The sequence below is a fragment of the Methanorbis rubei genome (assembly GCF_032714495.1).
Lineage (GTDB): Archaea > Halobacteriota > Methanomicrobia > Methanomicrobiales > Methanocorpusculaceae > Methanocorpusculum > Methanocorpusculum rubei.
Map to the genome: position 1 here is coordinate 99257 of NZ_JAWDKB010000005.1, position 20850 is coordinate 120106.

General features: G+C 50.5%; 27 protein-coding genes. 10 read left to right on the forward strand and 17 right to left on the reverse strand.

Going from position 1 to position 20850, the window contains the following annotated elements; all coding sequences use genetic code 11:
* Positions 1-121 precede the first annotated feature (121 nt).
* From mtrH to mtrE, 8 genes are read right to left on the reverse strand one after another with little or no spacing between them, the layout of a single operon-like run.
* Positions 122-1141 carry a tetrahydromethanopterin S-methyltransferase subunit H gene (gene mtrH, locus McpCs1_RS06705; RefSeq protein WP_338096488.1) on the reverse strand — a complete coding sequence of 340 codons (1020 nt, stop codon included), beginning with the start codon at positions 1139-1141 and terminating at the stop codon, positions 122-124.
* Between the two features lie 14 nt (positions 1142-1155).
* Positions 1156-1890, reverse strand: a complete 735-nt coding sequence (gene mtrA, locus McpCs1_RS06710; protein WP_338096489.1) for a tetrahydromethanopterin S-methyltransferase subunit A — start codon at positions 1888-1890, stop codon at positions 1156-1158.
* Positions 1891-1901: 11 nt separating this feature from the next.
* Positions 1902-2093 carry a tetrahydromethanopterin S-methyltransferase subunit F gene (locus McpCs1_RS06715; protein ID WP_338094452.1) on the reverse strand — a complete coding sequence of 64 codons (192 nt, stop codon included), beginning with the start codon at positions 2091-2093 and terminating at the stop codon, positions 1902-1904.
* 2 nt (positions 2094-2095) lie between these two features.
* Positions 2096-2830: a tetrahydromethanopterin S-methyltransferase subunit A gene (gene mtrA, locus McpCs1_RS06720; protein ID WP_338096490.1), complete on the reverse strand. Its 735-nt coding sequence runs from the start codon at positions 2828-2830 to the stop codon at positions 2096-2098.
* A 5-nt stretch (positions 2831-2835) separates the two neighbouring features.
* A complete protein-coding gene (mtrB, locus tag McpCs1_RS06725) occupies positions 2836-3129 on the reverse strand; it encodes a tetrahydromethanopterin S-methyltransferase subunit MtrB (protein ID WP_338096491.1) in 294 nt (97 codons plus the stop codon).
* A gap of 18 nt (positions 3130-3147) precedes the next feature.
* Positions 3148-4005: a tetrahydromethanopterin S-methyltransferase subunit MtrC gene (gene mtrC / locus McpCs1_RS06730; protein WP_338096492.1), complete on the reverse strand. Its 858-nt coding sequence runs from the start codon at positions 4003-4005 to the stop codon at positions 3148-3150.
* Between the two features lie 10 nt (positions 4006-4015).
* Positions 4016-4876 (reverse strand): tetrahydromethanopterin S-methyltransferase subunit D, encoded by an 861-nt coding sequence (gene mtrD / locus McpCs1_RS06735; RefSeq protein WP_338096493.1) that lies wholly within the window; start codon positions 4874-4876, stop codon positions 4016-4018.
* Between the two features lie 3 nt (positions 4877-4879).
* On the reverse strand, positions 4880-5776 hold the full coding sequence (gene mtrE, locus McpCs1_RS06740; RefSeq protein ID WP_338096494.1) for a tetrahydromethanopterin S-methyltransferase subunit E: 897 nt from the start codon (positions 5774-5776) through the stop codon (positions 4880-4882).
* A gap of 482 nt (positions 5777-6258) precedes the next feature.
* On the opposite strand from mtrE, the gene McpCs1_RS06745 reads away from it, so the two are divergent.
* Positions 6259-6555 (forward strand): hypothetical protein, encoded by a 297-nt coding sequence (locus tag McpCs1_RS06745; RefSeq protein ID WP_338096495.1) that lies wholly within the window; start codon positions 6259-6261, stop codon positions 6553-6555.
* On the opposite strand, the gene mcrA is transcribed toward McpCs1_RS06745, so the two are convergent.
* The 6 genes from mcrA to McpCs1_RS06775 form a co-directional block, all read right to left on the reverse strand.
* Entirely contained in the window at positions 6539-8245 is a 1707-nt protein-coding gene (gene mcrA, locus McpCs1_RS06750; RefSeq protein ID WP_338096496.1) for a coenzyme-B sulfoethylthiotransferase subunit alpha, read from the reverse strand. The two genes, McpCs1_RS06745 and mcrA, sit on opposite strands and share 17 nt — an antisense overlap.
* A gap of 3 nt (positions 8246-8248) precedes the next feature.
* A complete protein-coding gene (gene mcrG / locus McpCs1_RS06755; protein ID WP_338096497.1) occupies positions 8249-9013 on the reverse strand; it encodes a coenzyme-B sulfoethylthiotransferase subunit gamma in 765 nt (254 codons plus the stop codon).
* 11 nt (positions 9014-9024) lie between these two features.
* Positions 9025-9648, reverse strand: a complete 624-nt coding sequence (gene mcrC, locus McpCs1_RS06760; RefSeq protein ID WP_338096498.1) for a methyl-coenzyme M reductase I operon protein C — start codon at positions 9646-9648, stop codon at positions 9025-9027.
* Between the two features lie 3 nt (positions 9649-9651).
* Positions 9652-10125 carry a methyl-coenzyme M reductase operon protein D gene (gene mcrD / locus McpCs1_RS06765; RefSeq protein ID WP_338096499.1) on the reverse strand — a complete coding sequence of 158 codons (474 nt, stop codon included), beginning with the start codon at positions 10123-10125 and terminating at the stop codon, positions 9652-9654.
* A gap of 40 nt (positions 10126-10165) precedes the next feature.
* Positions 10166-11473 carry a coenzyme-B sulfoethylthiotransferase subunit beta gene (mcrB, locus tag McpCs1_RS06770; protein WP_338096500.1) on the reverse strand — a complete coding sequence of 436 codons (1308 nt, stop codon included), beginning with the start codon at positions 11471-11473 and terminating at the stop codon, positions 10166-10168.
* Positions 11474-11947: 474 nt separating this feature from the next.
* Positions 11948-12853 (reverse strand): hypothetical protein, encoded by a 906-nt coding sequence (locus McpCs1_RS06775; protein ID WP_338096501.1) that lies wholly within the window; start codon positions 12851-12853, stop codon positions 11948-11950.
* A gap of 528 nt (positions 12854-13381) precedes the next feature.
* On the opposite strand from McpCs1_RS06775, the gene trmY reads away from it, so the two are divergent.
* From trmY to McpCs1_RS06820, 9 genes are all read left to right on the forward strand, one after another.
* Positions 13382-13951 carry a tRNA (pseudouridine(54)-N(1))-methyltransferase TrmY gene (trmY, locus tag McpCs1_RS06780; RefSeq protein WP_338096503.1) on the forward strand — a complete coding sequence of 190 codons (570 nt, stop codon included), beginning with the start codon at positions 13382-13384 and terminating at the stop codon, positions 13949-13951.
* Between the two features lie 5 nt (positions 13952-13956).
* A complete protein-coding gene (locus McpCs1_RS06785) occupies positions 13957-15189 on the forward strand; it encodes a tRNA pseudouridine(54/55) synthase Pus10 (RefSeq protein ID WP_338096579.1) in 1233 nt (410 codons plus the stop codon).
* A 2-nt stretch (positions 15190-15191) separates the two neighbouring features.
* Positions 15192-15485 carry a 50S ribosomal protein L21e gene (locus McpCs1_RS06790; protein WP_338094438.1) on the forward strand — a complete coding sequence of 98 codons (294 nt, stop codon included), beginning with the start codon at positions 15192-15194 and terminating at the stop codon, positions 15483-15485.
* Between the two features lie 41 nt (positions 15486-15526).
* Positions 15527-15898, forward strand: a complete 372-nt coding sequence (locus McpCs1_RS06795) for an RNA polymerase Rpb4 family protein (protein WP_338096504.1) — start codon at positions 15527-15529, stop codon at positions 15896-15898.
* Positions 15899-15910: 12 nt separating this feature from the next.
* Positions 15911-16489: a DUF655 domain-containing protein gene (locus McpCs1_RS06800; RefSeq protein WP_338096505.1), complete on the forward strand. Its 579-nt coding sequence runs from the start codon at positions 15911-15913 to the stop codon at positions 16487-16489.
* Complete coding sequence (gene rsmA / locus McpCs1_RS06805) at positions 16486-17262, forward strand: 16S rRNA (adenine(1518)-N(6)/adenine(1519)-N(6))-dimethyltransferase RsmA (protein WP_338096506.1); 777 nt, start codon at positions 16486-16488, stop codon at positions 17260-17262. Before McpCs1_RS06800 ends, rsmA begins: the two co-directional genes overlap by 4 nt.
* Entirely contained in the window at positions 17259-17858 is a 600-nt protein-coding gene (locus tag McpCs1_RS06810) for a HemK2/MTQ2 family protein methyltransferase (RefSeq protein ID WP_338096507.1), read from the forward strand. The genes rsmA and McpCs1_RS06810 overlap by 4 nt, the downstream gene beginning before the upstream one ends.
* A gap of 26 nt (positions 17859-17884) precedes the next feature.
* Complete coding sequence (locus McpCs1_RS06815; RefSeq protein WP_338096508.1) at positions 17885-18121, forward strand: heavy-metal-associated domain-containing protein; 237 nt, start codon at positions 17885-17887, stop codon at positions 18119-18121.
* A 444-nt stretch (positions 18122-18565) separates the two neighbouring features.
* Positions 18566-18928, forward strand: coding sequence for a hypothetical protein (locus McpCs1_RS06820; RefSeq protein ID WP_338096509.1), 363 nt, complete (start codon positions 18566-18568; stop codon positions 18926-18928).
* A gap of 17 nt (positions 18929-18945) precedes the next feature.
* Here McpCs1_RS06820 and cmk read toward each other — a convergent pair whose 3' ends face one another.
* Genes cmk through McpCs1_RS06835 form a run of 3 tightly spaced genes read right to left on the reverse strand, consistent with a single transcriptional unit; the run spans position 18946 to position 20698 of the window.
* Complete coding sequence (cmk, locus tag McpCs1_RS06825) at positions 18946-19488, reverse strand: (d)CMP kinase (protein WP_338096510.1); 543 nt, start codon at positions 19486-19488, stop codon at positions 18946-18948.
* Between the two features lie 3 nt (positions 19489-19491).
* A complete protein-coding gene (locus McpCs1_RS06830; RefSeq protein WP_338096511.1) occupies positions 19492-20121 on the reverse strand; it encodes a DUF106 domain-containing protein in 630 nt (209 codons plus the stop codon).
* Positions 20122-20125: 4 nt separating this feature from the next.
* Positions 20126-20698 carry an adenylate kinase gene (locus McpCs1_RS06835; RefSeq protein WP_338096512.1) on the reverse strand — a complete coding sequence of 191 codons (573 nt, stop codon included), beginning with the start codon at positions 20696-20698 and terminating at the stop codon, positions 20126-20128.
* Positions 20699-20850 lie beyond the last annotated feature (152 nt).

The following is a 20850-nucleotide window of genomic DNA, read 5'->3' on the forward strand; positions in this document are numbered from 1 at the left end:
TAGGTTCTGCTTGTTCTGCTCCACCCACGGAAAAACGAAACAGGACAGAGTAAACAAAATCGATCTAAAAAAAATAGCGCCGCAGATTTCTCTGCGGCATCGGATATATTCCAATCCGAATTTAAACCAGCTTGAACAGCGGGCCGTTGTGGTCTGCGACTTCGCCGCCGAGTTCCTTTAAGGCCTCGGACAGAACGATGTCAGAGAAGGCTGCCGCGGTTGCGATACCTTCCATGTTCTCAATCGGGCCGAACATGATAAGGTCTGCACCAAGGGTCATTGCCATAATGTTACAGCCAATGTCAGGGGAAGACCATGCAATCTGGCGGATACCCTCGATACCACCATAGTGGTGGTGGAACATCTGCTCTGCAAGGACATCCTTACCCTTGTACTGCTCGTGAATGTTCTTTCTCCAGCGTTTCAGCCAGGTCCAGGACACCGTCATGTTGTGGTATGCACCACCGGTCGGCAGACCGTGGATTGCCTTGCATGCAAGAATCTCACGGAAGGAACCGGCAGAGCCGAGACCGAGCGGAGTTGCTGCAGTGTCGAGAATCGGGCGTTTAATACCGCACTCTTCTGCAATCTGAATCATACCCTTGGACTGACCTGCAACGCCACCCTCGGAGAGAACCTTCTCACGACCGGCAACAGAACCATCTCCCGGGTTGAACGCAAGAACAATTGCGGAGTCAACGTCGGACTCTGCAAGTGCCTGAATGTTCTCCGGTGCAATGGATCCATTGATGGAGTTGTAGATTGCACGGTCTGCAAGGCCGACTTCCGTAACGTACTTCGTTGCATGGGCAAGTGCTGCCGGTGCAGAAGAGTCCATCAGGAATGCCGTCTTGTTGTCGATGCTGTCGAACCACTGGAAGTAAGACTCGAAAGCCTCTCCGTGCTCGGCAATGATCTGAAGGAAGAAGTGGTTTCCAGTCTCGTCCGTCAGTTCCTGACAGCGGTTCCAGAGTGCTTCTGCTTTCGCCTTGTCGATCTTACCAGTGTGGTCATCAAGAACACACTCGTGTTTGTTGTAGAAGATGGAAGCGCCGAGAACACGCGGGTACTCTCCGGGCTGTCCACCAATTTTAGTTCCGTTAAAGTCAAAGACCTGCTGTTCCTTTTCGAACTTGAACATATTGGCACCTCAATTTACATTATCCTCGGGAGGAACATCATAATCACCATAAAGGCGATACATCCTGCTACGAGACCGTAGAGGATACCGATGTCACGGCCGATTTTTCTTCCGACACGCATTGCGATTTCAGCATCAGTGAACTCGACCTTCTTCTCGATCGCGTCAAGACGCTTTTCAATCTCAAGGAACTGCGGGTTTGCACTGGCAACCGTAGAGCCTGCACCGCTTCCCCCTGCATCATCAGAGATCTGAATGACGATCGGGTCAGCACCGAATGCTCCGGGATCCCTTGTTTTGAGCTCGTTAATCTTTGCAGAGATCTGACCAACGTCTTCGCTCTCCATAATGTTAACGATCTCAACCTGCTCCTGGAACCGCTTAATGTGTTCTGCCGTCAGGTTCTCAAGGAACGGAATTGCTCCGCCGGAACCGACAATCTTACCGCCCTCAACACCGTTTTTGTGCATCGCATCGATACTCTGACCACTGAGGTGACCTTTCACTTCAGTACCGCAGAGGAGAACGAAACGAATGTTCGGGTTTGAGATGATGTTGGCGACAATCTTTTCAATACCGAGGTTTTCGGTCTTACAGGATCCTGCGAGGGCAGCTCCTGCAGCACAGATTGCCGTCTCGTCGAGGTGGGAACCCATGGTGATAACAGCCACTGGGCTGTTTGCGTCACCGGTGTGGTAGTCACCCTGGACAATTGGCCATCCGCTTGCTGGTGATTTCTTATCTGCCATTCTTCTTCACCTCAGGGCATCAGCACCAGTACCGGGACAAGGATCATAACAAGGGCAAGAACAAGACCTGCACCGAATCCGACAAGACCGGAGTCCATAATTGCGGACTCGACTTTGTGGGTACGGGCAAGAATCTGTCCCTTGTATCTGATGTCATCTACCATCTTATCGATGGCAGCCATTCTGATAATTGAACCTGCCATTTTTACATCACTCCATAGAAGAGAGCACCGAGGATGACGAAGGACACGATAAGACCAATCATCAGACCCTCAATTTTACCTCCGTAGAGACCGGAAGAGAATCTGGTGCGGTAACCGATGTCGGTAACCATCATCTGGATAAATTTCATGCGGGCAGTGATGAGTGCCATCTCACCGGTCAGAGGTTCTTCCTCGCCGGCTTCTGCGCCTCCGGCGGATCCGCCGTCATCATCAGAGATCTGGATGACGATCGGGTCAGCACCGAATGCTCCCGGATCTTTTGCTTTGAGCTCGTTAATCTTTGCAGAGATCTGACCAACGTCTTCGCTCTCCATAATGTTAACGATCTCAACCTGTTCCTGGAACCGCTTGATGTGTTCTGCCGTCAGGTTCTCAAGGAACGGAATTGCTCCGCCGGAACCGACAATCTTACCGCCCTCAACACCGTTCTTGTGCATTGCTTCGATACTCTGACCACTGAGGTGACCTTTCACTTCAGTACCGCAGAGGAGAACGAAACGAATGTTCGGATTTGAGATGATGTTGGCGACAATCTTTTCAATACCGAGATTTTCGGTCTTACAGGATCCTGCGAGGGCAGCTCCTGCAGCGCAGATTGCCGACTCGTCAAGGTGGGAACCCATAGTGATAACAGCCACTGGGCTGTTTGCGTCACCGGTGTGGTAGTCACCCTGGACAATTGGCCATCCGCTTGCTGGTGATTTCTTATCTGCCATGTATCTCACATCCCAACAAGTAACGCGATTGCGACGAGACCGGCGATGAACAGTCCAACAGCGAGACCATACCAGAGTGAAGTGACGGTTCCTGCGTACAGGAGAGTCTTCTCACGTCCGGGGTAGCTGTTGAGGAAGCTTCCTTCTCCGGAGAGCATTCCAACCAGATCATCTGCAATCTTTTCAAGTTCAGCAACCTGGTCAATAACCGGCTGGTAAGAGATACCTGCGGTCGTGACAATGCCTGCGATAGGGTCAGCTACGAGGCCAAATTCAGGTAATACTAATATATATCCCATTTTGATTCCTCCTAAAGCTTATTCCTCCGCATCGCTGAACGGCTTTGCGTCGAGCCATGCTGCTGCATCACGCTTGGATAAGGCGAAGTATTTCTTGTAGGACACAAACCATCCGATAAGTGCAATGACGAGAGAGATCCAGGCTGCAACGAGAGAAACGAATGCAAAGGAAATGACTGCCATAACAATCATGGAAAGGAATCCACACTCAATAGCGAGCATGTTGGTTCTGTCCTGCTTCTCGCCTGGACCAAGACAGGCATTGAAGGGGTGCTGCAGTGCGATTGCACCAAGCATGAATGAGACTGCAATGAGACCTGCACCAATGTAGGACACATCGTAGAAGCTCACCGTGATACCGAAGATATCAAGGTTGAACGCCGTGATCTCAGAGAAGGCAACGTGGCCGGTTGCAACAACGGTGAGACCCATAAGGGCGACACAGCCGACTGCTGCAAGTTCTGCGATACTGCGGGTCATGACCGGGATCTTCATGTTCAGGACAGAGTTAGAGATCCATCCAAGGACGAGACCGACGATCAGAGCGATGATTAATCCTGCGATTGGTACGAGGAACACGTTGATTACAGCAAGTTTTGCTGCAAACAGCATTGCAAGAACACCAGAACCGAATGCGAGCATACCCGCGGACGGAACTCCGGTACCGATACCATAGCTGCAGAGTTTCTTGATGGTGCTGTTACCCCAGATCAGGGCGCCAACAGCTGCGATTCCGCCAAAGAATGCAAGGTAATCATATCCTGCATAAGCTCCGGCGACTGCGATGTAAAGGGAGACCAGTGCAAGGATCAGGCCCATTGCCATAACCTTGTTGTGTGGAATGCCATCGTGTGATGCTTCAACTTTTACTGACATTTTTTACACCTCAGAGTACTGCCACCACCAGCATTGCAACGAGTCCGCAGATACCGCTTGCACAGATTGCTGCGACGATTGCACGGGGGAAACGTTTGAACTTCGGGTCGTGCGGGCCTTCAATGGTTCCGGTAATGTTGTATGCAGAAAGTACTGCGATAACAAGGAACATACCGATTGCAAAGATGCCTGCAAGGCCTACTGCGAGAACCGGGGCGTCTTCGCCGACGATTCCGACAGCTGCGAAACTTGCGTTGTAGAAGTTCAGAAGCTGAACGTAGATGAGTGTTCCGCCAAGACCGCCGAAGAGACCGCCAATGACACCGCCAACGTAAGAGATAAACGGAAGTCCGTGACCTTCGGTTCCCTGGGATTTATACTCAGCCTGAGAGTCACCGGTGATCGGGTCTTTTGCGACCTTACCGGATGCTGCGGGGATACCCATGCCGTAGACATAGGAGATGTTCACCATTAAACAGGTGACTGCCATCATTAAACCGCCGCCGATTGCACCACCGGCGAGAGCGACTCCAAAGCCTAAACTTGCTGCCCATGCTCCTCCGAACAGTCCTGCGAGACCTGCACCGGTCGCAAGCATTGCGACACCGGTTGCGATACCCGGAGACTGTCCCATTGCTGCCGGCGCACCGCCGACTGGAACGAAGTGGACACCAAATGCAATCAGTGCTGCACCAACGATGATACCAACCAGGGTCATCATCGGTACCATTGCACCGCCGGAGAAAATTCCCATGTTACCAAGGAGGTAGGCGACGCCAATGAAGACGATTGCAAGGATAATTGCGATTACGGATGCGACAGGCTGGAATGCTCCTGCATTGCCTGCCGGTTTTGCTGCGATTGCGCTCATAATTTAGGCCTCCGTAGCTGCCGCGGTGTAGGGTCCGTAGTTCTTGCGTGCCCATACCTCAACATAGCGATCGATGATCATGAAGATGAGGATGATAACAACACCTGCAACTACTGCTCCCCATCCGTTTGCGATAGGCTCAAAGAGAACGGTACGCCACAGTTCAAAGAACACAATTAAACCAAAGCAGAGACCAGATGCTGGTCCGCCGAGTTTTGCGGTGAAGAAACCGTTGTCGATAGAGCTTCTCTGACCGGCTTCTGCGTAACGAACGATGTTACCGGATGCAGAGATTGGCACACCAGCACCGAACTTCTGGTTCTGGTACTGACGCTCCTTACCATAGTACGGGTTTCCGGTTGCAGAACCTGCTGCACCAAGAGCGAGACCCCATACCACGCCGAGAAGCGGAAGTGCGAACGGGTGGTGAAGCACTGTTGACATCAGGTAACAAGCGGTTACCGTAGTGAAGATTGCAACGAATGCGTGACCCATGGTTACAGTCGTTACTGATTTTAAGACATCAATAAAGACCGGCTGTCCGAACTTGGAAAGACTTGCGGTTCTTCCAAGGTATGCAGTGGTAGCATAGATACCCTGCACGAAGGTTGCGAGAACTGCGCCGAAGATGATTGCCAGTACTGCATTAACATTCATCATAATGAATGCCCATGCAACACCGCAAGCAAGGGTTACCCACAGCGTGTATGCTGGGGGTTCACCGGATATTGCTTTGTTGTATATACGGTGAGTATAACCCATCTGAGGTGCAAGCTGGACCTGAGAGTTCGGGTCACCCTGTGAACCGATGTTAGACTCAGTATCCTCGGCTGCACCTGCAACCGCTGCGAGAGCTCCCGCAAGGGCAGTTACTCCAATGCCGATGATAATTTCTTGCATGTAAGATTCTCCCTTGAGTTTAGCGTGCACGAACTTTTTTCGTGCAAAACCTGACACCCCACAGGCATCAGGCTGACGTTTCCGACAGTTCGGAAACGAACGTTGTGTTTCAGTGTGGAACTGAAACGAAGGATGCGTCTCAAGTAGCCGCACGAAATAGATCCGTGCAGACGTCACAGGAGTCGTATTTTGACTCATGGACAATTCACGATTTTACCCACACGTGAGATAAGCGTGAATGTTCGATTAACGTTACCACTCTAAAGAATGGAGTACAAAGTGTGGACAGTAACTTGTTTGCCCCATGAGGTATATTAATGTATACGAAAATCGTCGAAGAGGCGTTCTTTGATCAAAGATTATTCCTGTTTTTTTGCCGGAATTGCCAATGTAATTTGCATTATAAACAATAAATATTCATAACACAAGTAAGCATTACTTCATCTCAATTTTATTGGCGCAAATGCACCGGCATAATACCTTTGTCGTCAGAGAAAAGAAAGCATGCGGCAGAGGTCAGGAGAAAAAACAGGATATGTATTGATATAGGTCAGGGATTTTTTTCGAAAGGAGGGAATGTTCTCTGCGCGGATGAGAAGGGAGAGAGCACCCCAATCAGCTGCACTGATACCTGTACAGCCTTCGCCACCCTATCTGAAATACATGAATTCAATCTGAAAAAAAAATCAGCAAAAGAAAATTTTTCAAAAATTTTGAAAGCGAAAAAGAAAAAAATTGGGTTTAACCACCCATGGAACAGAATTACTGTGCCGGGATGATAAGCGAGCGCTCGCCTGCTGGCATGAACTCGCGGATAGCTCCCTTTGCGAACTCTTTTCTCGGGTTTGCAAAGTCGAACGTAAGTGCCGGATCTGCGAAACAGATCTTGATAAGCGGGGACAGTGCCCATGCATCGCCGCGGCCGAGGTGAGCTGCTGCTGCAATTGCTGCATACTCGCCCTGGTGACCGACGTTCATTGCATAGTTCGGGTAGTTCGGTCCACGGAACTCACCAATACAACCCTCGTCGGGTCTCATGGAGAGAGAGTTTGCGGAACCGCACTGGTCCTGAAGGTCGTAGCCGAAGAATCCAAGTCTGGACCATCCATCCTTGTGCATAAGCATGGACAGGTACCAGGCGTTGAGACCAGCGTTAGAGTTACCGGTTGCAATAGAGGTGGTTGTACCACATGCTGCTGCAAGAACGGATGCACGCTGGGATCCACCGAAGTGGTCTTCAAGCATGGTCGGGAACTGTTCGTACTGTTCCATACCGTAAAGGTTGACTTCAGTACCGATGTCGTTGACAACTTCCTGAGTTGCTTTGACTTTGTCTGACGGGTTCGGGTTCTTCCAGTCGATCTTGTACTTGTCGTGGATGTAGTCCATACCGTGGTAGACGAAGTCGTCGAGGATGTTATCGGTGTATGCTGCTGTTGCATACTGAGTGAAACCGACACCACCAGACATATACGAGCCGAGCCAGATCTGATCGAAGAGGACTGCACCTGCACCGACAACCTCAAGGGTTGACTTTGCGGGGTCATTCGGGTTCAGGCGGTCTGCCTGGATCATATCGGCGAAGTTGCCGAAGAGAATTCCTCCTGGCTCGTTCGGTCCACGTGCACGGCGTGCCGGCAGGTGGGATGCCATGTTGATGACACCAGCGTGCTTTGCTGCGAAGGACAGGTCTGCGACTGCTGCTTCACCAGCGCACATGCGGTATGCTGCAATGAAGGACATACCAATCTGCATTGCAGACCAGCGGGAGGTGGTTCCGCCATCGCAGGTACGGCCAACAATGGTCGGCATGTGGACACACTGCCACAGGGATTTGCCTACTGCTGCCTGAAGTGCCTCTGCCTGTTTCTTCGGGAAGAGTTTCTCGACATCAATAACGAACTGGGACTCGATAGAGTCTGCGAGTTCCTGGTCACCAGTGAAGACACGGACGTAACAGTCATCGGTTAAAGCCGGGTGGGTCTCAACCATGTGTTCCTGAACGACTGCTCCTCCTGGCATTGCGTGGTTGACGATGTGGAGGTACTCGGAGATAGTTTCCGGAGTAACTTCCTTGCCAAGACGCTTCTGCAGGGTTGCGTGTGCCATATCCATGGACACGATAACGGTTCTGCGGATATCATCCCAGAACTGCTGCATTGCTGCATTGTTAACGAAGTGCAGGTCATCACCCTCAACGAAGGTTCCGGTTCCGGAGACTTCGTAGGTCATGAGCTGACGCTGACCCATCGGGATACCACCAAGGTGGCAGCGTTCGGGGTCGTACATGGAGATTCCACGTTTTGCGACGATGGCCTCGTTCTCTTTCATGAACTCCAGCTTACGTGCGGACTGACGAACACCGTTGAACTTATAGAATTCAGTGGTGGTGGACTCGACGTCCTGCTTGGGGAACTTCTGCTTGAGTGCATCAAGGAAAAGTTTCTGAGTCTTCTCTACTTTTGCCATAGTTTAGGCCTCCTTGGGCATGAATCCGTACTTGGTACGAAGTGCGTGGATGCGCTGGACGTATTTGACGTACTCTGCGTCACTGCGGAATGCAGTGCCGACGAGAGAGTTGAACATAGTAGTGTTGTCCTTGAGCCACTTTGCGTCCATCGGCTTGCCGACGGCAACTTTGCGGTCAAGTGGGACACCAACCTGATCCTTAACGTATTTGACGATACCGTCTGCGTCGAGGATACAGCGCTGGAGCATATCGAACATCATGCCGTTCTCTGCGAGACGCAGGGAGTGACCGTGAACAGTTGCACCGCGGATACCACAGGTTGCTGGGTCGAAGAGGTTGGTCTCAACGAGCTCGCGTGCGTATCCTTCAAGGTCACGCTCACGGCACTCAACAATCTGACGGCCAGAGAGTGTTCCCGGGTCAATACCACGGTAGCGGTACATCTCAAGGTACGTTCTCTGGTACGGCTGACACGGTGCATTCAGCATCGAGTCTGCGAACTGGATGTAGCGGACGCGGTCACCAGCTTTGGCTCCCTCGGTCGGCTTCACGATCTTTCTGATCGGGCAGTCAGGTTCTCCCTGCTCTGCGAGTGGTGGGTGTGCGGACGGGTATGCCTGTCCTGGTGCACGGTGTCCCATAATAAGGACAAGGTCCTCATCAGTGACGCTGCGAATCTTTTCGAGCTTCACGGTCGGGTTCATCTGGTTGCGGCGGTTTTCTGCAACTTTGGACGTTCCCGGTCCATACTGTGGTTTGTATGCCATAGTTTGTTCACCTAGTTGTTTGATTTGATAATTCGTAGTACTTCATGAATGACATCAGACATTGCGACACGACTCGGAGTCTGACCCCGGGTAATGCCGGTCACAATCCCCATAACTGTTCCTTTCGTTCTGATCTTCTCAGGCTTAGGCATGACGTATGCGGTTTTGACGCCTTCCTTTGCGAGGTCCTCATAATCAACCGGTGCCTGACAGACAACAACGGCGTTGACGTTGCATTCCTGTAAGATCTTCCGGGATTTGTGGACCACGTGCGAACGGATGTTGCCGTGGTGAAGAACTGCCACTTTGTGGCGTTCGATTTGTTCAATTTCACGCTCTAATATACCAAAATTGGAACCAAGCGCTACACCGCCGATTTCTGCGTCTGGTGGGACTCCGCTGCCCGCGTTCAGCACCAAGGTACTTACGCTGTATTCGATCCCCTGCTGCCGCAGTGCTGACGTGATATCGCAGACGGGTTTTGTTATGTGCCTCCTGCCGGGAGACATTCCCACGATAATGACATCAGGATTTTTACATTCAGAGATGGTTCCCCTCTGAGCAAGAGAGCCTCCCTTGCCCATACCCATACTCTGTCTGCAGTCGACTAATTGTGTAACACGTCCAAGAGGCATAGGTTATCTATTCCCCTGAAGGATGATCGGGCGTTGCTTGCTCTTTGGATCGGACATTCCAAGAATGCGCTCGTCCTCGATAATACCATATTTGGCATAATCAGTAGTCGTCATATTGGAACGCATATAGGTACCTTCGGAAATTCCGTACGGGAATTTGTCGGCAAACACTTCATCGCATACCAATTTCACCTGGGAAATTACCTCCTTTGACTCCAGTTCGACGAGGATTGTTCCAACATGTATGTGGAGGACGAACTCTTCTCCGCAGACCAGTATGGAGCGCCTGTAGCTTGTTTCGTTCGGCATGCCACGTGCAGGACCATAAGGAATGAGTGCGGGAAGGTTCGGACCGTTCAGTACAAGTCTTCGAATACCGTCTATTCCACAGAGTTCACCAAGAAGTTTCTCGGTAGTTTCCGGGTTCAGGAATCGGGTTGGTACGATTCTCAGTTGGGGATATGTTGCTTCTGTCATTCTGTCATCCACCTCTCTGGTGGTAGTAAGATTGCCAGGCTTATACTGCCTTTGCAATTGCCTGGATCGGGTTTGCGAACTCGTCGATCTGACCGAAGGTGTCACCATATACTTTGGAGGTTCCTTCTGGGGAGAACATCTGAGTTCCTGCATCAAGTGCACAAGCTGCAACGATACAGGGCATACCGACACCTGCGGCGTGACGGGTCACGACGTGGTTGCCGTTGAAGATACCCGGTCCGCCTCCACCATAGATAGAGTGGCTGAAGAAGGAGAAACCGACTGCAACACCCATGGTTCTTCCGAAGTCAGATCCCGGAAGTCCGGTTTCGTGCTCAAGAAGGTCGTTGAAGTAGAGCAGAGTCGAAGAGACTGCCTGTGCGAAACGTCCTGCACCACAGTTGACCATGGTTGCTGCAAGAGTTCCTGCGGATGCGTATGCATTCCACAGCATCGGGTCTTTGGTCTCGTATGCTTTGAAGGTTGCACTGCCAGCACCCTGGGTGATGACTTTGTCTTCAATTGCACGCTCGACAAGAGACTGGACGACGGTACCAACAGTTCCGGTCTGGCCGTTTTTCTTGACAAGGTCGTAGACGATGTTGTTTGCATTGAGACCCTGGTAGGCGAAGAGAAGAAGCTGTGCACGCTCGAATGGGCCGATTGCGTTACCCATCTCAAACTGACCTGCCTGCTCGAAGGTTGCTGCGAGTGCTGCACCCTGCATTGCATTGCGGTGGGTCATCATAACAGACTGGTTTGCCGGAATGTTACGGAGTGCGTAACCGAGGGACTCGTTGTTCTGCGGGATGGACATGATCATAGAACATGCTCCACCTGCCATATCCATGGTAACCGGGTAGGAACCGAATGCTGCTGCTTTGACGGTGTTTGCGTTGAACATGTCAACGTTGAACTGCTCGACAACTGCATAGGTGGTTGCTGCTGCGACGGAGGTAAGTGCTGCGTCGTAGGTTGCGGCTGCTGCAATACGGGAGGACGGAACTTTGACTAAGAGAAGTTTTCCGCCGTTGAAGCGCTTGACTTCGGTGTCGTCGCCTGCGGTGACAGAGACGTACTCCTTAATCTTTGCTTCGATTGCATCGACGTTGCCGACGATGTCAAGGTTGAGCTCACGGCCGAGGATCTGCTGGTGTTTGCCGATCTTTCCGGTCTTGAGTGCATCCTGCATACCGCCGAGGTTGACTGCGACGGTTCTCTTGGTGTCGTCGATGATCTTCTTTACTGCCGGGTTGACCAGCGGGCTGATCTTCTCGAGTGCAACGTTGCTCTTCAGGAGCTTGCCGTTGTCATCATAGAGATCAATGACATCCTTGTATTTTGCCATAATGTTTCCTCTGAATAATGTTGTTCATTGGCTTTGCATCAGATGCATTGCTGCATTTGGTGCATTGGTTTTCCGTTACTTTCACTGAAAATTCTGAGAGTCGCTAATAGAAGTTGCTGATACTGTCAGTGACGGTCGTTTTGGCACATTGCGCAAACAGTTTCTGATGGATTGCCTAAGCTTTCCGAAAATGTTCACACGTCCCCCTCTCGGGACATTGAAATGTTTCTTTGTGTCGGGATATAAGTATTCTCTTTGATGAGAGATATTCAGGGGAATTGCTTCGTTTGGTGTATGGCGGCAGGAGTTTAGAAATTGGTAAATATAACTCCTGATTTTTCGCGAAAGATTTGGCCAAGTGTGACGGAAGTCGGCACTGAGTAATACTTCGTGCGTTTAAGACCGAGACAAATGATAATTCCGCATGCGCCGATACAATCTGTGGACAGATTACCGCGCACAGGAAAAAAGAGATTATTTCCGGAGGAGAAGTACTCCAGCAAGGATTGCGAGCGGGGCAAGTGCGAATGGAATGGACGACTGGGTTGGGGCAGGGGTCGGGGTTTCCGTGGTGGGGATGAGTGTTGGTTCAGTTGTCGGAACAGTTGTCCGAACAGTGGTGGGGATATGAGTTTCTCTGGTGGTTACCGGAGCTATGGTTTTTGTCACGGTGGGGTTGAAGGTGATGTGGGTTCCTGAGTTTCCGACATCATCATAGTTCATGGTGATGGAGTTGGATTTTGATGCATAGTTGTGGAAGGATGCAGGGGTGTTCCACTCAGCATAGATGGTGGTGGTCTGGCGGAGATCTTCGGGCCGGAACGACTGCGTGGTCAGGACCTGAGCGCTGTCTATTGGAATGTCGGCGAAGCTGTTGCCTGAGGCATAGGTGGTCTCTGCGCCGTCAATTCCTTTGAAGACAACGTTGGCAGTCGCCCCGACACCACTCGGTCCTACCTGCGGGGCGTTGATTTTGACTTTGTAGTACTCGGTGTCGACAAATCCGTACTCCTGAACAGAGGAGTACCCATCTTTTGCAAGGACGATGTCGATGGAAATTTCAGGATAATAGATCATGACGATGCCAAGCTGAGTTCCGCTTGCATCAACTGCATTCCATGATCCTGTGTAGGTGCCAACCGAGGCTGCAAGGAGATTGAAGTTTGCCGGATCCTGTACCGGAATGGTGTTTAAGACATTGTTGTTCTGGGTGTACTGGAGCTGTGTAATAGTGAAAAGATCACCGGTGAAGTCAAGGCCGTCTTCGTAGACGAAGATGGTGGTGCCCGAAGTTACAGGGCGGGCAGCCGCAGGAGCTGCGATGAGGCTGACGGCGACAATGCCGATCAGCAGTATGAGAAGTGTACGTTTGGATAGCATGATTTTCCTCAAATACGAGGATATGAGTTTTCATTACATAGATTGTTTACGGAAAGAACAAAGTGGAGGGGATGGACCGGGCTTCGGTCGTGAGCAGCCCACGGAAAAGCGGAACGCATGCCTTCGGCCTGCTTACTGCTTCGCAGGAACACACTGAGCAGACACGGAAAAACATCACGGAGCAGACGTGAACATCACGGAACTTTTCAAAAAAAATTTTAAAGATTAATTTTGTAAGAGTGCGAAAATATTTTTTTGAATGAAAGTTCCGTGGTGTTTTTTCTGTGAAATTTTTTTGGTGATTCTGTTCGTAAAATATTTTTGCAAAAAAAAGTTTCAAAAATTATTTTCTAAAAGATAAAAAAAATATTTTTCGAATGAGAGTTCCGTGATGTTCTCGTCTGCTCCGTGATGTTTTTCTGTGAAATTTCCGTGTGTTCTGTTTTTCCGTGGGCTACCAGGATTAAAGATACAAATCCAAGACAGGCGAACTCCTTATGCTAATCAACTACCAATAGATGATCTCACATGCCCCGGTTTGCAATTGTCGGCCACAAGGCCGTAACAACTCCCGACTTTTCCTTAAATGATATGCCGGGAGCCGCAGGAAGAATGGACGTCCTCTGCCGCTGCGTCAACGCATCCTTCTTCCTCAGCCATGATCTCCGCCGCGATACCGAATGTTATCTTATTCTCAAAGGAGGAGACATTCCAAAAACACTCAGCTTCTCAGGAGACACCATCCGGTCCCTGAACCCTGACGAGAGAAGCGCCGGAGCACTCATCAAAAAAGGACTCACCACCGCAGCAGAGCCTGAGTTCAAAAAAGCTGCCGACGGCATTGCAATCCGCAGCAGCGGACTCGCAGAACTTCTGGCAGATTTTTCGTTTGCCGTGCTTGATGAAAACGGCGAAGACATCAGGGATGCAGAAACACTGCCGGAGAATTATATTCTGAGTGATCACATGAACTTCACCGAAGAAGAAGAGGCACTTCTTGCAGACCTTCCGCGCTACTCGGTAGGTCCCCGCGTGCTGCATGCAGACCATACCATCACCGTCATCCTGAATGAGTTCGACCGGAGGCAGAAACAGTGACGGAAATTTTGGAAACCGTTCACAACATCCTTGAGTACGGAGACATCTGTGATCACTGTCTGGGAAGATTATTTGCAAAACGATCGTTCGGTCTCACCAACGAACAGCGCGGCAACGCGCTGCGCATCGCGCACGCACTTGCCTACAACATTCCGTTCGTCCCCTACGAAAAAGGAACCTGCTGGATCTGCAATGATCTCTTTGATCAGATTCCCTACTGGGCGGAAAAAGTTGCGGTGGCCCTCAAAGACATCGACTACGAAACCTTTGTGATCGGAACACGCGTTCCCCCCATGATGACCGAGTCTGAAGAGATGATCTGGTCTGACCTCTCTCTTGAAAAACCAGAACCGCTGAAGTCTGAGATGAACCGCGAGGTCGGAAAAGCAGTATCCGCTCTCACCGGAAAGAAAGGAGACCCGAAAAATCCCGAAGTAACCGCAGTGCTCAACATCGCAGACGACTGCGTGGAACTTCAGATCGCATCAGTCTACTTTTACGGCAGATACCTCAAACTCGAACGGGGAATTCCCCAGACACACTGGGACTGCCGCGCATGCCGCGGAAGAGGATGTGAAAAATGCAATTTCACCGGAAAACAGTACCCGACCTCTGTCGAAGAACTCATCGCAGAAGTCCCGATACAACTGTTCTCCGCAGAAAAAGGCGTATTGCATGGATCAGGGCGCGAAGACATTGATGCGGTCATGATTGGAACCGGCAGACCGTTTGTCATGGAGATGCAAAATCCGCTGAATCGCAAAGTAAATCTGCAGGAGTTGGAATCCGCAATCAATGCATCCGCCGGCCCACGCGTTCAGGTAAAACTCGAAAGCTGGTCTGACAAAAAAATGGTGGAAATGCTTAAATCACACAAAGGGCATAAAACATACAGGATTCTAGTCGATATAGACGACAGTATCTCTCTTGATAAGGTTCAGAATGCGGTATCAAAGCTGAAAGGAGCTTTGATTCATCAGCGCACGCCCGAACGCGTAGCTCACCGCAGAGCAGATCTTGTGCGAGAGAGGTCAGTTGTTGATATCGAGTGTCTCGGAATAGAAGATTCCCTCTACCGCATTGAGGTTGTTGGAGAAGGAGGACTCTATATCAAGGAACTCGTATCAGGAGACGGAGGTCGAACAACCCCGAGTCTCGCTGAAATCCTCGCCGTCCCCGCCAAGGTTGTCGCATTAGACGTGGTGCAGGTCGACGGAATTAATAATGGAGATGAGTAACAATGGCAAAACATAATGGTATTAAGAAACGGACACGGTATAAGCTTCAGAAGGGTCTCCGCGAGCGCGGAATGCCGAATGTAACTTCTGTCATCCAGCACTTCGAAGAAGGACAGAAAGTTCACATCGTGCTTGAGCCGAGCGTGCAGAAGGGTATGCCCCACCCGCGTTTCCACGGCAGAACCGGTACTATTCTCGGTCAGCGCGGACGTGCGTGGATCCTTGAGATCAAAGACGGCAATGCAACCAAAGTGGTCATCTCCCGTCCCCAGCACCTCAAGGCGCAGAAATATTAACCCCCAAATACTAATTTTACAACTATTCAGGAGTCATAAGCATGAAAGTGAAAAAAGTTATCAGCGAAGAAATGATGTCGCTGCCCGAACTCCGTGAGGTCCTGATCTCAATTCGTGATCAGCGGTCAGGCGGAGACAGCGAGACGGAAACGTCTGCACGCACGATGTCGTATGAGCTGCGCAAGAGTATCGATCATGCTGACAGTCTCGGAAAATGCGATGCGGTAACCGCAAAAGCTCTTGTCGGTGAGTTGAGCAAACTTGAGAAGATCAGACCGGAGATTGCATGCCGGATTGTCAACATCATGCCAGAAAGCCGTGATGAACTCCGCGCAATCTATGCAAAGGAGCGGTACACGCTTCTTCCGGAAGATTTGGATCAGATTCTTGACATTCTCCGCCAGCATGCGTGAGAGGTGGAAACCATGCCTCCAAAAACCGAGAGAACCGATAAGAAGGAAGTCGAAGCTGTCGTTTTAGATTTTCTCCAGTGGGGATATGCCGACGATAAGCGCCCGTTAAACCAGCGCGAGCCGATCATCCTCGCAGTCGGTACTGATCAGTTTAAACTGCTTGAGCTGATTCCCAAACGCAATCTCGCAATCAATCTGCACGACAAAGTCTACATCGGAGACGGCGAGCGAAAGGTGGTTGAGCGGGTGAAGCGCAGGGTATCCTACGCTGAACTGTCCAACACCGCGAAAGGCGAGGTTGAGCCGGTAATTGCAGAGATCATTGCGGAAAATGAACCGCGGTTCATTAAGTTTTACAATGAAGCGGTGCCGATCAGTCTGAAGCTGCATATGCTGAACCTTCTTCCCGGCTTTGGGAAAAAGACGCTGACCGACACGCTGACCGAGCGGCAGAAAAAACCCTTTGAGAGCTTTGATGATATCCGGTCGCGCGTCAAGACGCTGCAGAAGCCTGAGAAGTTCATTCTTGAACGGATCATGCTGGAGCTGGAAAATCCTGACGAGAAGTATCATCTGTTTACTTCAAAATGAAGGCTCCCAAAGATCAACATTTTTTGGTTGATGCAGAGGCTGTTGCATTGATCGCCGAAACAGTTCCGATATCGGGAAGAAAAGTTCTCGAGATTGGACCGGGCGGCGGTGTGCTAACAGATGCTCTGCTTTCACGCGGGGCAGTGGTTCGTGCGGTTGAGCTGGACGGAACTCTTCTCCCGAATCTTGAACAACGTTTTTCTGATCAGCTGGCATCCGGTCAGCTGGAGATCATCCGCGGCGACGCATCCAAAGTGCCGCTGCCTGAGTTTGAGATAGTGGTTGCAAATCTGCCGTACTCGATCTCGTCGAAGATAACCTTCAGGCTGCTTGAGGCAGGGTTCGAGTCGGCTGTGCTGATGTACCAGCTGGAGTTCGGCGAGCGGATGATTGCTCCGCCGGGTGACGGCGAGTACGGAAGGCTTTCGGTGATGACCCAGACGTTTGCGGATGTGGAGATGGTCCTGAGACTTCCGCCGGAAGCGTTCTCGCCGCCGCCTGAGGTCTGGTCGATTGTGGTGAAGATTACGCCGCGGGATCCTCCGATGCCGATCGCAGACCGCGAGGTGCATGCAGTCCTTGTAAGAGAGTTGTTCTCCCACCGGAGAAAAACGATCCGAAACGGCCTGAAAGGAATGAAAAGCATCTATGATGATGCAGCCCTCTCGCTTATTGATGCGCTGCCCAAGGAGTTGCTCGACAAGCGGCCGGAGATGCTGTCGATTGTTGATTTTATTGATCTCTCCAACCGCCTCGCTCTTTTGATACGATGATCATTGATACGAACCAGATCTATTTTCCTGCTGAAGACACGTTTCTTCTGATGCATGCCGCACTGCGTGAGGTGAAGCCCGAGGATCGTGTTCTTGAAGTGGGGACAGGTTCAGGAGCAGTTGCAAAAGCGATGATGGATGTTGCACCACAAACGGTCGCAACAGAGATCAATCCCCATGCCGCTCAGTACGCGGGCGAACAGGGTGTGAATGTCGTCAGGGGAAATCTTTTGGATCCTCTCTCGGGAGAATTTGATCTGATTTTGTTCAATGCTCCCTATCTTCCGACGATGCCTGAAGAAAAATTAAACGACTGGCTGGAGTTTGCGCTGGACGGGGGAGTTACCGGACGAGAGGTGATTGAAAAGTTTCTGCCTGATGCAGTTCTGCATCTTGCAAAGTTCGGGCGAATACTTTTGCTCATCTCTTCGGCAACGGGACTTGCAGAAATCCAGGAGTTGTGCAGAAAATATGCAACGATCTGTATAGTTGCCGACACAGAAAAGATGGAGGATGGCGAGATGCTGTATGTGCTCCGCATCTCACGCGATCTCTGTTGTTTCCCGGACGGGGCGTGTCAGAGTAGAAGGGCATAAGTGGACCAAGGCCCCAATTATTTGTCATGACAGCCAAAAAAGTTGAGTTCGATGTTACCGGCATGCACTGCGGCGGATGCTCGGGCCATCTCACCACCATGCTTGCCGGACTTCCGGGAGTCACTGATGTGAAAGCAGATCATGTCTCAGGCAAAGTTTCGCTTTCGGTCGAAGGGGATGCAACAACATTCGATGATATTCGTGAGTGCGTTCTGGACGCAGGATTCGATGTTGTGCCGGACTCTCTGAAAAATATTTCGTGAGCTCGGGTCGCCCACGGAAAAGCGGAACGCATGCCTTCGGCCTGCTTACTGCTTCGCAGGAACACACGGAAATTTCACGGAAAAAAAACAGCACGGAACTCTCGTTCAAAAAAATATTTTAGGACTCTCACAAAATAATTTTTGAAATTTTTTTTTTACAAAAATATTTTGTGAATCGAATCGCCAAAAAAATTTCAAAGAAAAAAAACATCAAGGAACTCTCATTCAAAAAAAAATATTTTCGAACTCTCACGAAATAATTTTTGAAACTTATTTATTTAATTTCCGTGATGTTCACGTCTGCTCCGTGATATTTTTCCGTGAAATTTCCGTGTAGTCCCGCGAAGCGGTAAGCAGGCCGAAGGCATGCGTCTCGTTTTTCCGTGGGCTCCTCAAAAATACCACAAAAAAAACCATCCCCCATCGACAAGTAATTACGCCGGAATGGCACAATGGTACATAATGGCCAGGACACTTTCCGAACACGACATCTCACTGCTCCTCAAACTTGCACCTGAATGCGACACACTCGTCTGCAAAGGATCCGAAAACACCTACCGGTCCATACTCCCTCCCGTAGCCAACCATTACGCCAAAGACGCAGACGACTTCGCCGCACGACTCAACAGACTCAGTGACGACGAATTCATCAGACTCGTCGACATGATTCGGGAAGGAAAAGAAGGAATCGGATGCATCCCGGTAGAATGTGCCGAAGTCTTAATCGAACAGGCACTGCGTCGTGCGGGTCCTAACGCAGGCAACGAACTCTACGCACTCTACGAAGCAGGCAGCCAGTGCCACTAATACAAAAAAATATTTTTTTACTCTTCCTTCAGCTTCTTCGAAGTCACCGCAATTGCTGCCTCAGCAAGAACAACGACCTCCTCCTGACGGAAAGTTTCTGAGTTAATTATCAGATCGTACGGTGAAATATCAAAGATATCAATCTCATAATACTCCATATACCGCACTTTCTCGCTTGCCTCGCGGGCAATCGTCTGCTGGTAAGCCTCTTTCGGCGAAACATTCTCGCGCTCGGCAATGCGTTCCGAGCGGCAGCCCGCAGAAGCATACAGCAGAAGTTTCAGATCAGCATTCTCAACCATCCATCCGGCAAGACGGCCTTCCAGAATGATATCATCACTTGCCTCGCCAATCTCTTTTTGTCTCGCATCAATCTTGAGATCAATCTCAGGATTTTCCTCAGCAAGTTTTCCAAAGGAAGCAAGGTCCATACCATGCTCCTTCGCAAGACTGCGGAAAACCTCTCCGGCAGACAAGTAGCGGAGATTATATTTCTCGGCAAGCGCCTTACCCAGAGACGTGGTCCCCGAACCCGGAGACCCGCTGATCGTGATCCGCATTGGTTACAAGCCTCCGATATTGAGAGCTTTGCGGATTACCTGACTGACCGTAAGCGAACACAGCATGTACCAGAGAATCCAGAGAGGGAAGAACCAGAGATAAATATCAAAATAACTGGCAAGACCTGCGAACGGCAGGACGATCGCATTACTCAGATTCGCATTGGCCATGATCAGATCAGTGGTCTGCGGAATGTGTTCGATCAGCCAGAAGAAGATCGGCACCGTCAGTACGAGAATGTATGCCATTGGCTTGAACTGCTGCTGGCTCATCTCCATCTGTTCAGACATCATTGCCTGCTGACGTGCCTGCATCTTTTTGATGGCTTTTTCGTCGCCGGATTTCTGGGCTTCGCGGAACATTGCGTTGAAGTCCTTGAATTTCTCCTGATTGTCCCGCATCTTCTCGTAGTCGATGGTGTACTTCTGAATGAGCGAGGAGTACAGACCCGTAAAGGTTGCGAGAATTAAGACCAGCGCAAAGAACGGCAGGCCGAGAGCTGCGAACGGACCGATCACGATATCGACCAGACCGGCAATGAACGCACGTGCCTCAGGCCATCCGTAGAGCAGCATCATGCCGAACACGACGACTAAGGCGATGTACATTCCGTACTTTTTACCGATTTCCATGAGGTTACCTCAGGGTTGCGGCAAGTTCCTCGACTGCTTTGTCAAGGAGGAAGTCGGCATTGACGATGATCTTCACCGTGCAGCCGGTAAGCATTGCATAGGATGCGGCAAACGCACGGTTCATTTCCTGGTGTTCAGCGATGGATTTTGCACCTTCGACGTCGCGGACGCGGCTTTCGTCGGAGAGGCGGCGGACGAGAATCTGATCATTGTCAGTTTCGACAAGAACGATCACATCAGGCATGATGGCGGAGACTACCCACTCAGGCAGGCCTGCGAGGTATCCGTTCGGGGTCTTGACGGATGCATGCGTGTCAACGATGACGTTGCCGTCGATTGCGGCGATCTTTTCTGCTGCAAGTTTCTGCAGGCGTTTCTGAACCGTACGGTCAAGTTTTCTCATCTGGTCGCGGTCCTGTGCAAGTCCCTCGGCTAAGGCGACTTCAAACATGAAGCTGCCGAAGTTGATGTTCTGGTACGGGACGCCTTCTGCGACGATTTTTTCCATTGAGGTATTAATTACTGTGGTTTTTCCAACACCGGGAACGCCGGTGATGATGACCTTTTTTCCTGCCATATTTTAGATCACTTTTCCTTTGTGAGAATTGTCTAAAGGTTGGAGCGGCAGGATAATAAATCTACTTTTCATTGTGTCTATGAGTCTGAATTCGTTTATTGACGGAGGTCGTTCGTCATTGAGCGTATTCTCATCAGAGGAGAAATATCATC

Coding starts and splice junctions, on each gene's coding strand:
- mtrH (WP_338096488.1), bottom strand. CDS start 1,141: ATGTTCAAGTTCGAAAAGGAACAGCAGGTCTTTGACTTTAACGGAACT.
- mtrA (WP_338096489.1), bottom strand. CDS start 1,890: ATGGCAGATAAGAAATCACCAGCAAGCGGATGGCCAATTGTCCAGGGT.
- McpCs1_RS06715 (WP_338094452.1), bottom strand. CDS start 2,093: ATGGCAGGTTCAATTATCAGAATGGCTGCCATCGATAAGATGGTAGAT.
- mtrA (WP_338096490.1), bottom strand. CDS start 2,830: ATGGCAGATAAGAAATCACCAGCAAGCGGATGGCCAATTGTCCAGGGT.
- mtrB (WP_338096491.1), bottom strand. CDS start 3,129: ATGGGATATATATTAGTATTACCTGAATTTGGCCTCGTAGCTGACCCT.
- mtrC (WP_338096492.1), bottom strand. CDS start 4,005: ATGTCAGTAAAAGTTGAAGCATCACACGATGGCATTCCACACAACAAG.
- mtrD (WP_338096493.1), bottom strand. CDS start 4,876: ATGAGCGCAATCGCAGCAAAACCGGCAGGCAATGCAGGAGCATTCCAG.
- mtrE (WP_338096494.1), bottom strand. CDS start 5,776: ATGCAAGAAATTATCATCGGCATTGGAGTAACTGCCCTTGCGGGAGCT.
- mcrA (WP_338096496.1), bottom strand. CDS start 8,245: ATGGCAAAAGTAGAGAAGACTCAGAAACTTTTCCTTGATGCACTCAAG.
- mcrG (WP_338096497.1), bottom strand. CDS start 9,013: ATGGCATACAAACCACAGTATGGACCGGGAACGTCCAAAGTTGCAGAA.
- mcrC (WP_338096498.1), bottom strand. CDS start 9,648: ATGCCTCTTGGACGTGTTACACAATTAGTCGACTGCAGACAGAGTATG.
- mcrD (WP_338096499.1), bottom strand. CDS start 10,125: ATGACAGAAGCAACATATCCCCAACTGAGAATCGTACCAACCCGATTC.
- mcrB (WP_338096500.1), bottom strand. CDS start 11,473: ATGGCAAAATACAAGGATGTCATTGATCTCTATGATGACAACGGCAAG.
- McpCs1_RS06775 (WP_338096501.1), bottom strand. CDS start 12,853: ATGCTATCCAAACGTACACTTCTCATACTGCTGATCGGCATTGTCGCC.
- trmY (WP_338096503.1), top strand. CDS start 13,382: ATGCCCCGGTTTGCAATTGTCGGCCACAAGGCCGTAACAACTCCCGAC.
- McpCs1_RS06790 (WP_338094438.1), top strand. CDS start 15,192: ATGGCAAAACATAATGGTATTAAGAAACGGACACGGTATAAGCTTCAG.
- McpCs1_RS06795 (WP_338096504.1), top strand. CDS start 15,527: ATGAAAGTGAAAAAAGTTATCAGCGAAGAAATGATGTCGCTGCCCGAA.
- McpCs1_RS06800 (WP_338096505.1), top strand. CDS start 15,911: ATGCCTCCAAAAACCGAGAGAACCGATAAGAAGGAAGTCGAAGCTGTC.
- rsmA (WP_338096506.1), top strand. CDS start 16,486: ATGAAGGCTCCCAAAGATCAACATTTTTTGGTTGATGCAGAGGCTGTT.
- McpCs1_RS06810 (WP_338096507.1), top strand. CDS start 17,259: ATGATCATTGATACGAACCAGATCTATTTTCCTGCTGAAGACACGTTT.
- McpCs1_RS06815 (WP_338096508.1), top strand. CDS start 17,885: ATGACAGCCAAAAAAGTTGAGTTCGATGTTACCGGCATGCACTGCGGC.
- McpCs1_RS06820 (WP_338096509.1), top strand. CDS start 18,566: ATGGCACAATGGTACATAATGGCCAGGACACTTTCCGAACACGACATC.
- cmk (WP_338096510.1), bottom strand. CDS start 19,488: ATGCGGATCACGATCAGCGGGTCTCCGGGTTCGGGGACCACGTCTCTG.
- McpCs1_RS06830 (WP_338096511.1), bottom strand. CDS start 20,121: ATGGAAATCGGTAAAAAGTACGGAATGTACATCGCCTTAGTCGTCGTG.
- McpCs1_RS06835 (WP_338096512.1), bottom strand. CDS start 20,698: ATGGCAGGAAAAAAGGTCATCATCACCGGCGTTCCCGGTGTTGGAAAA.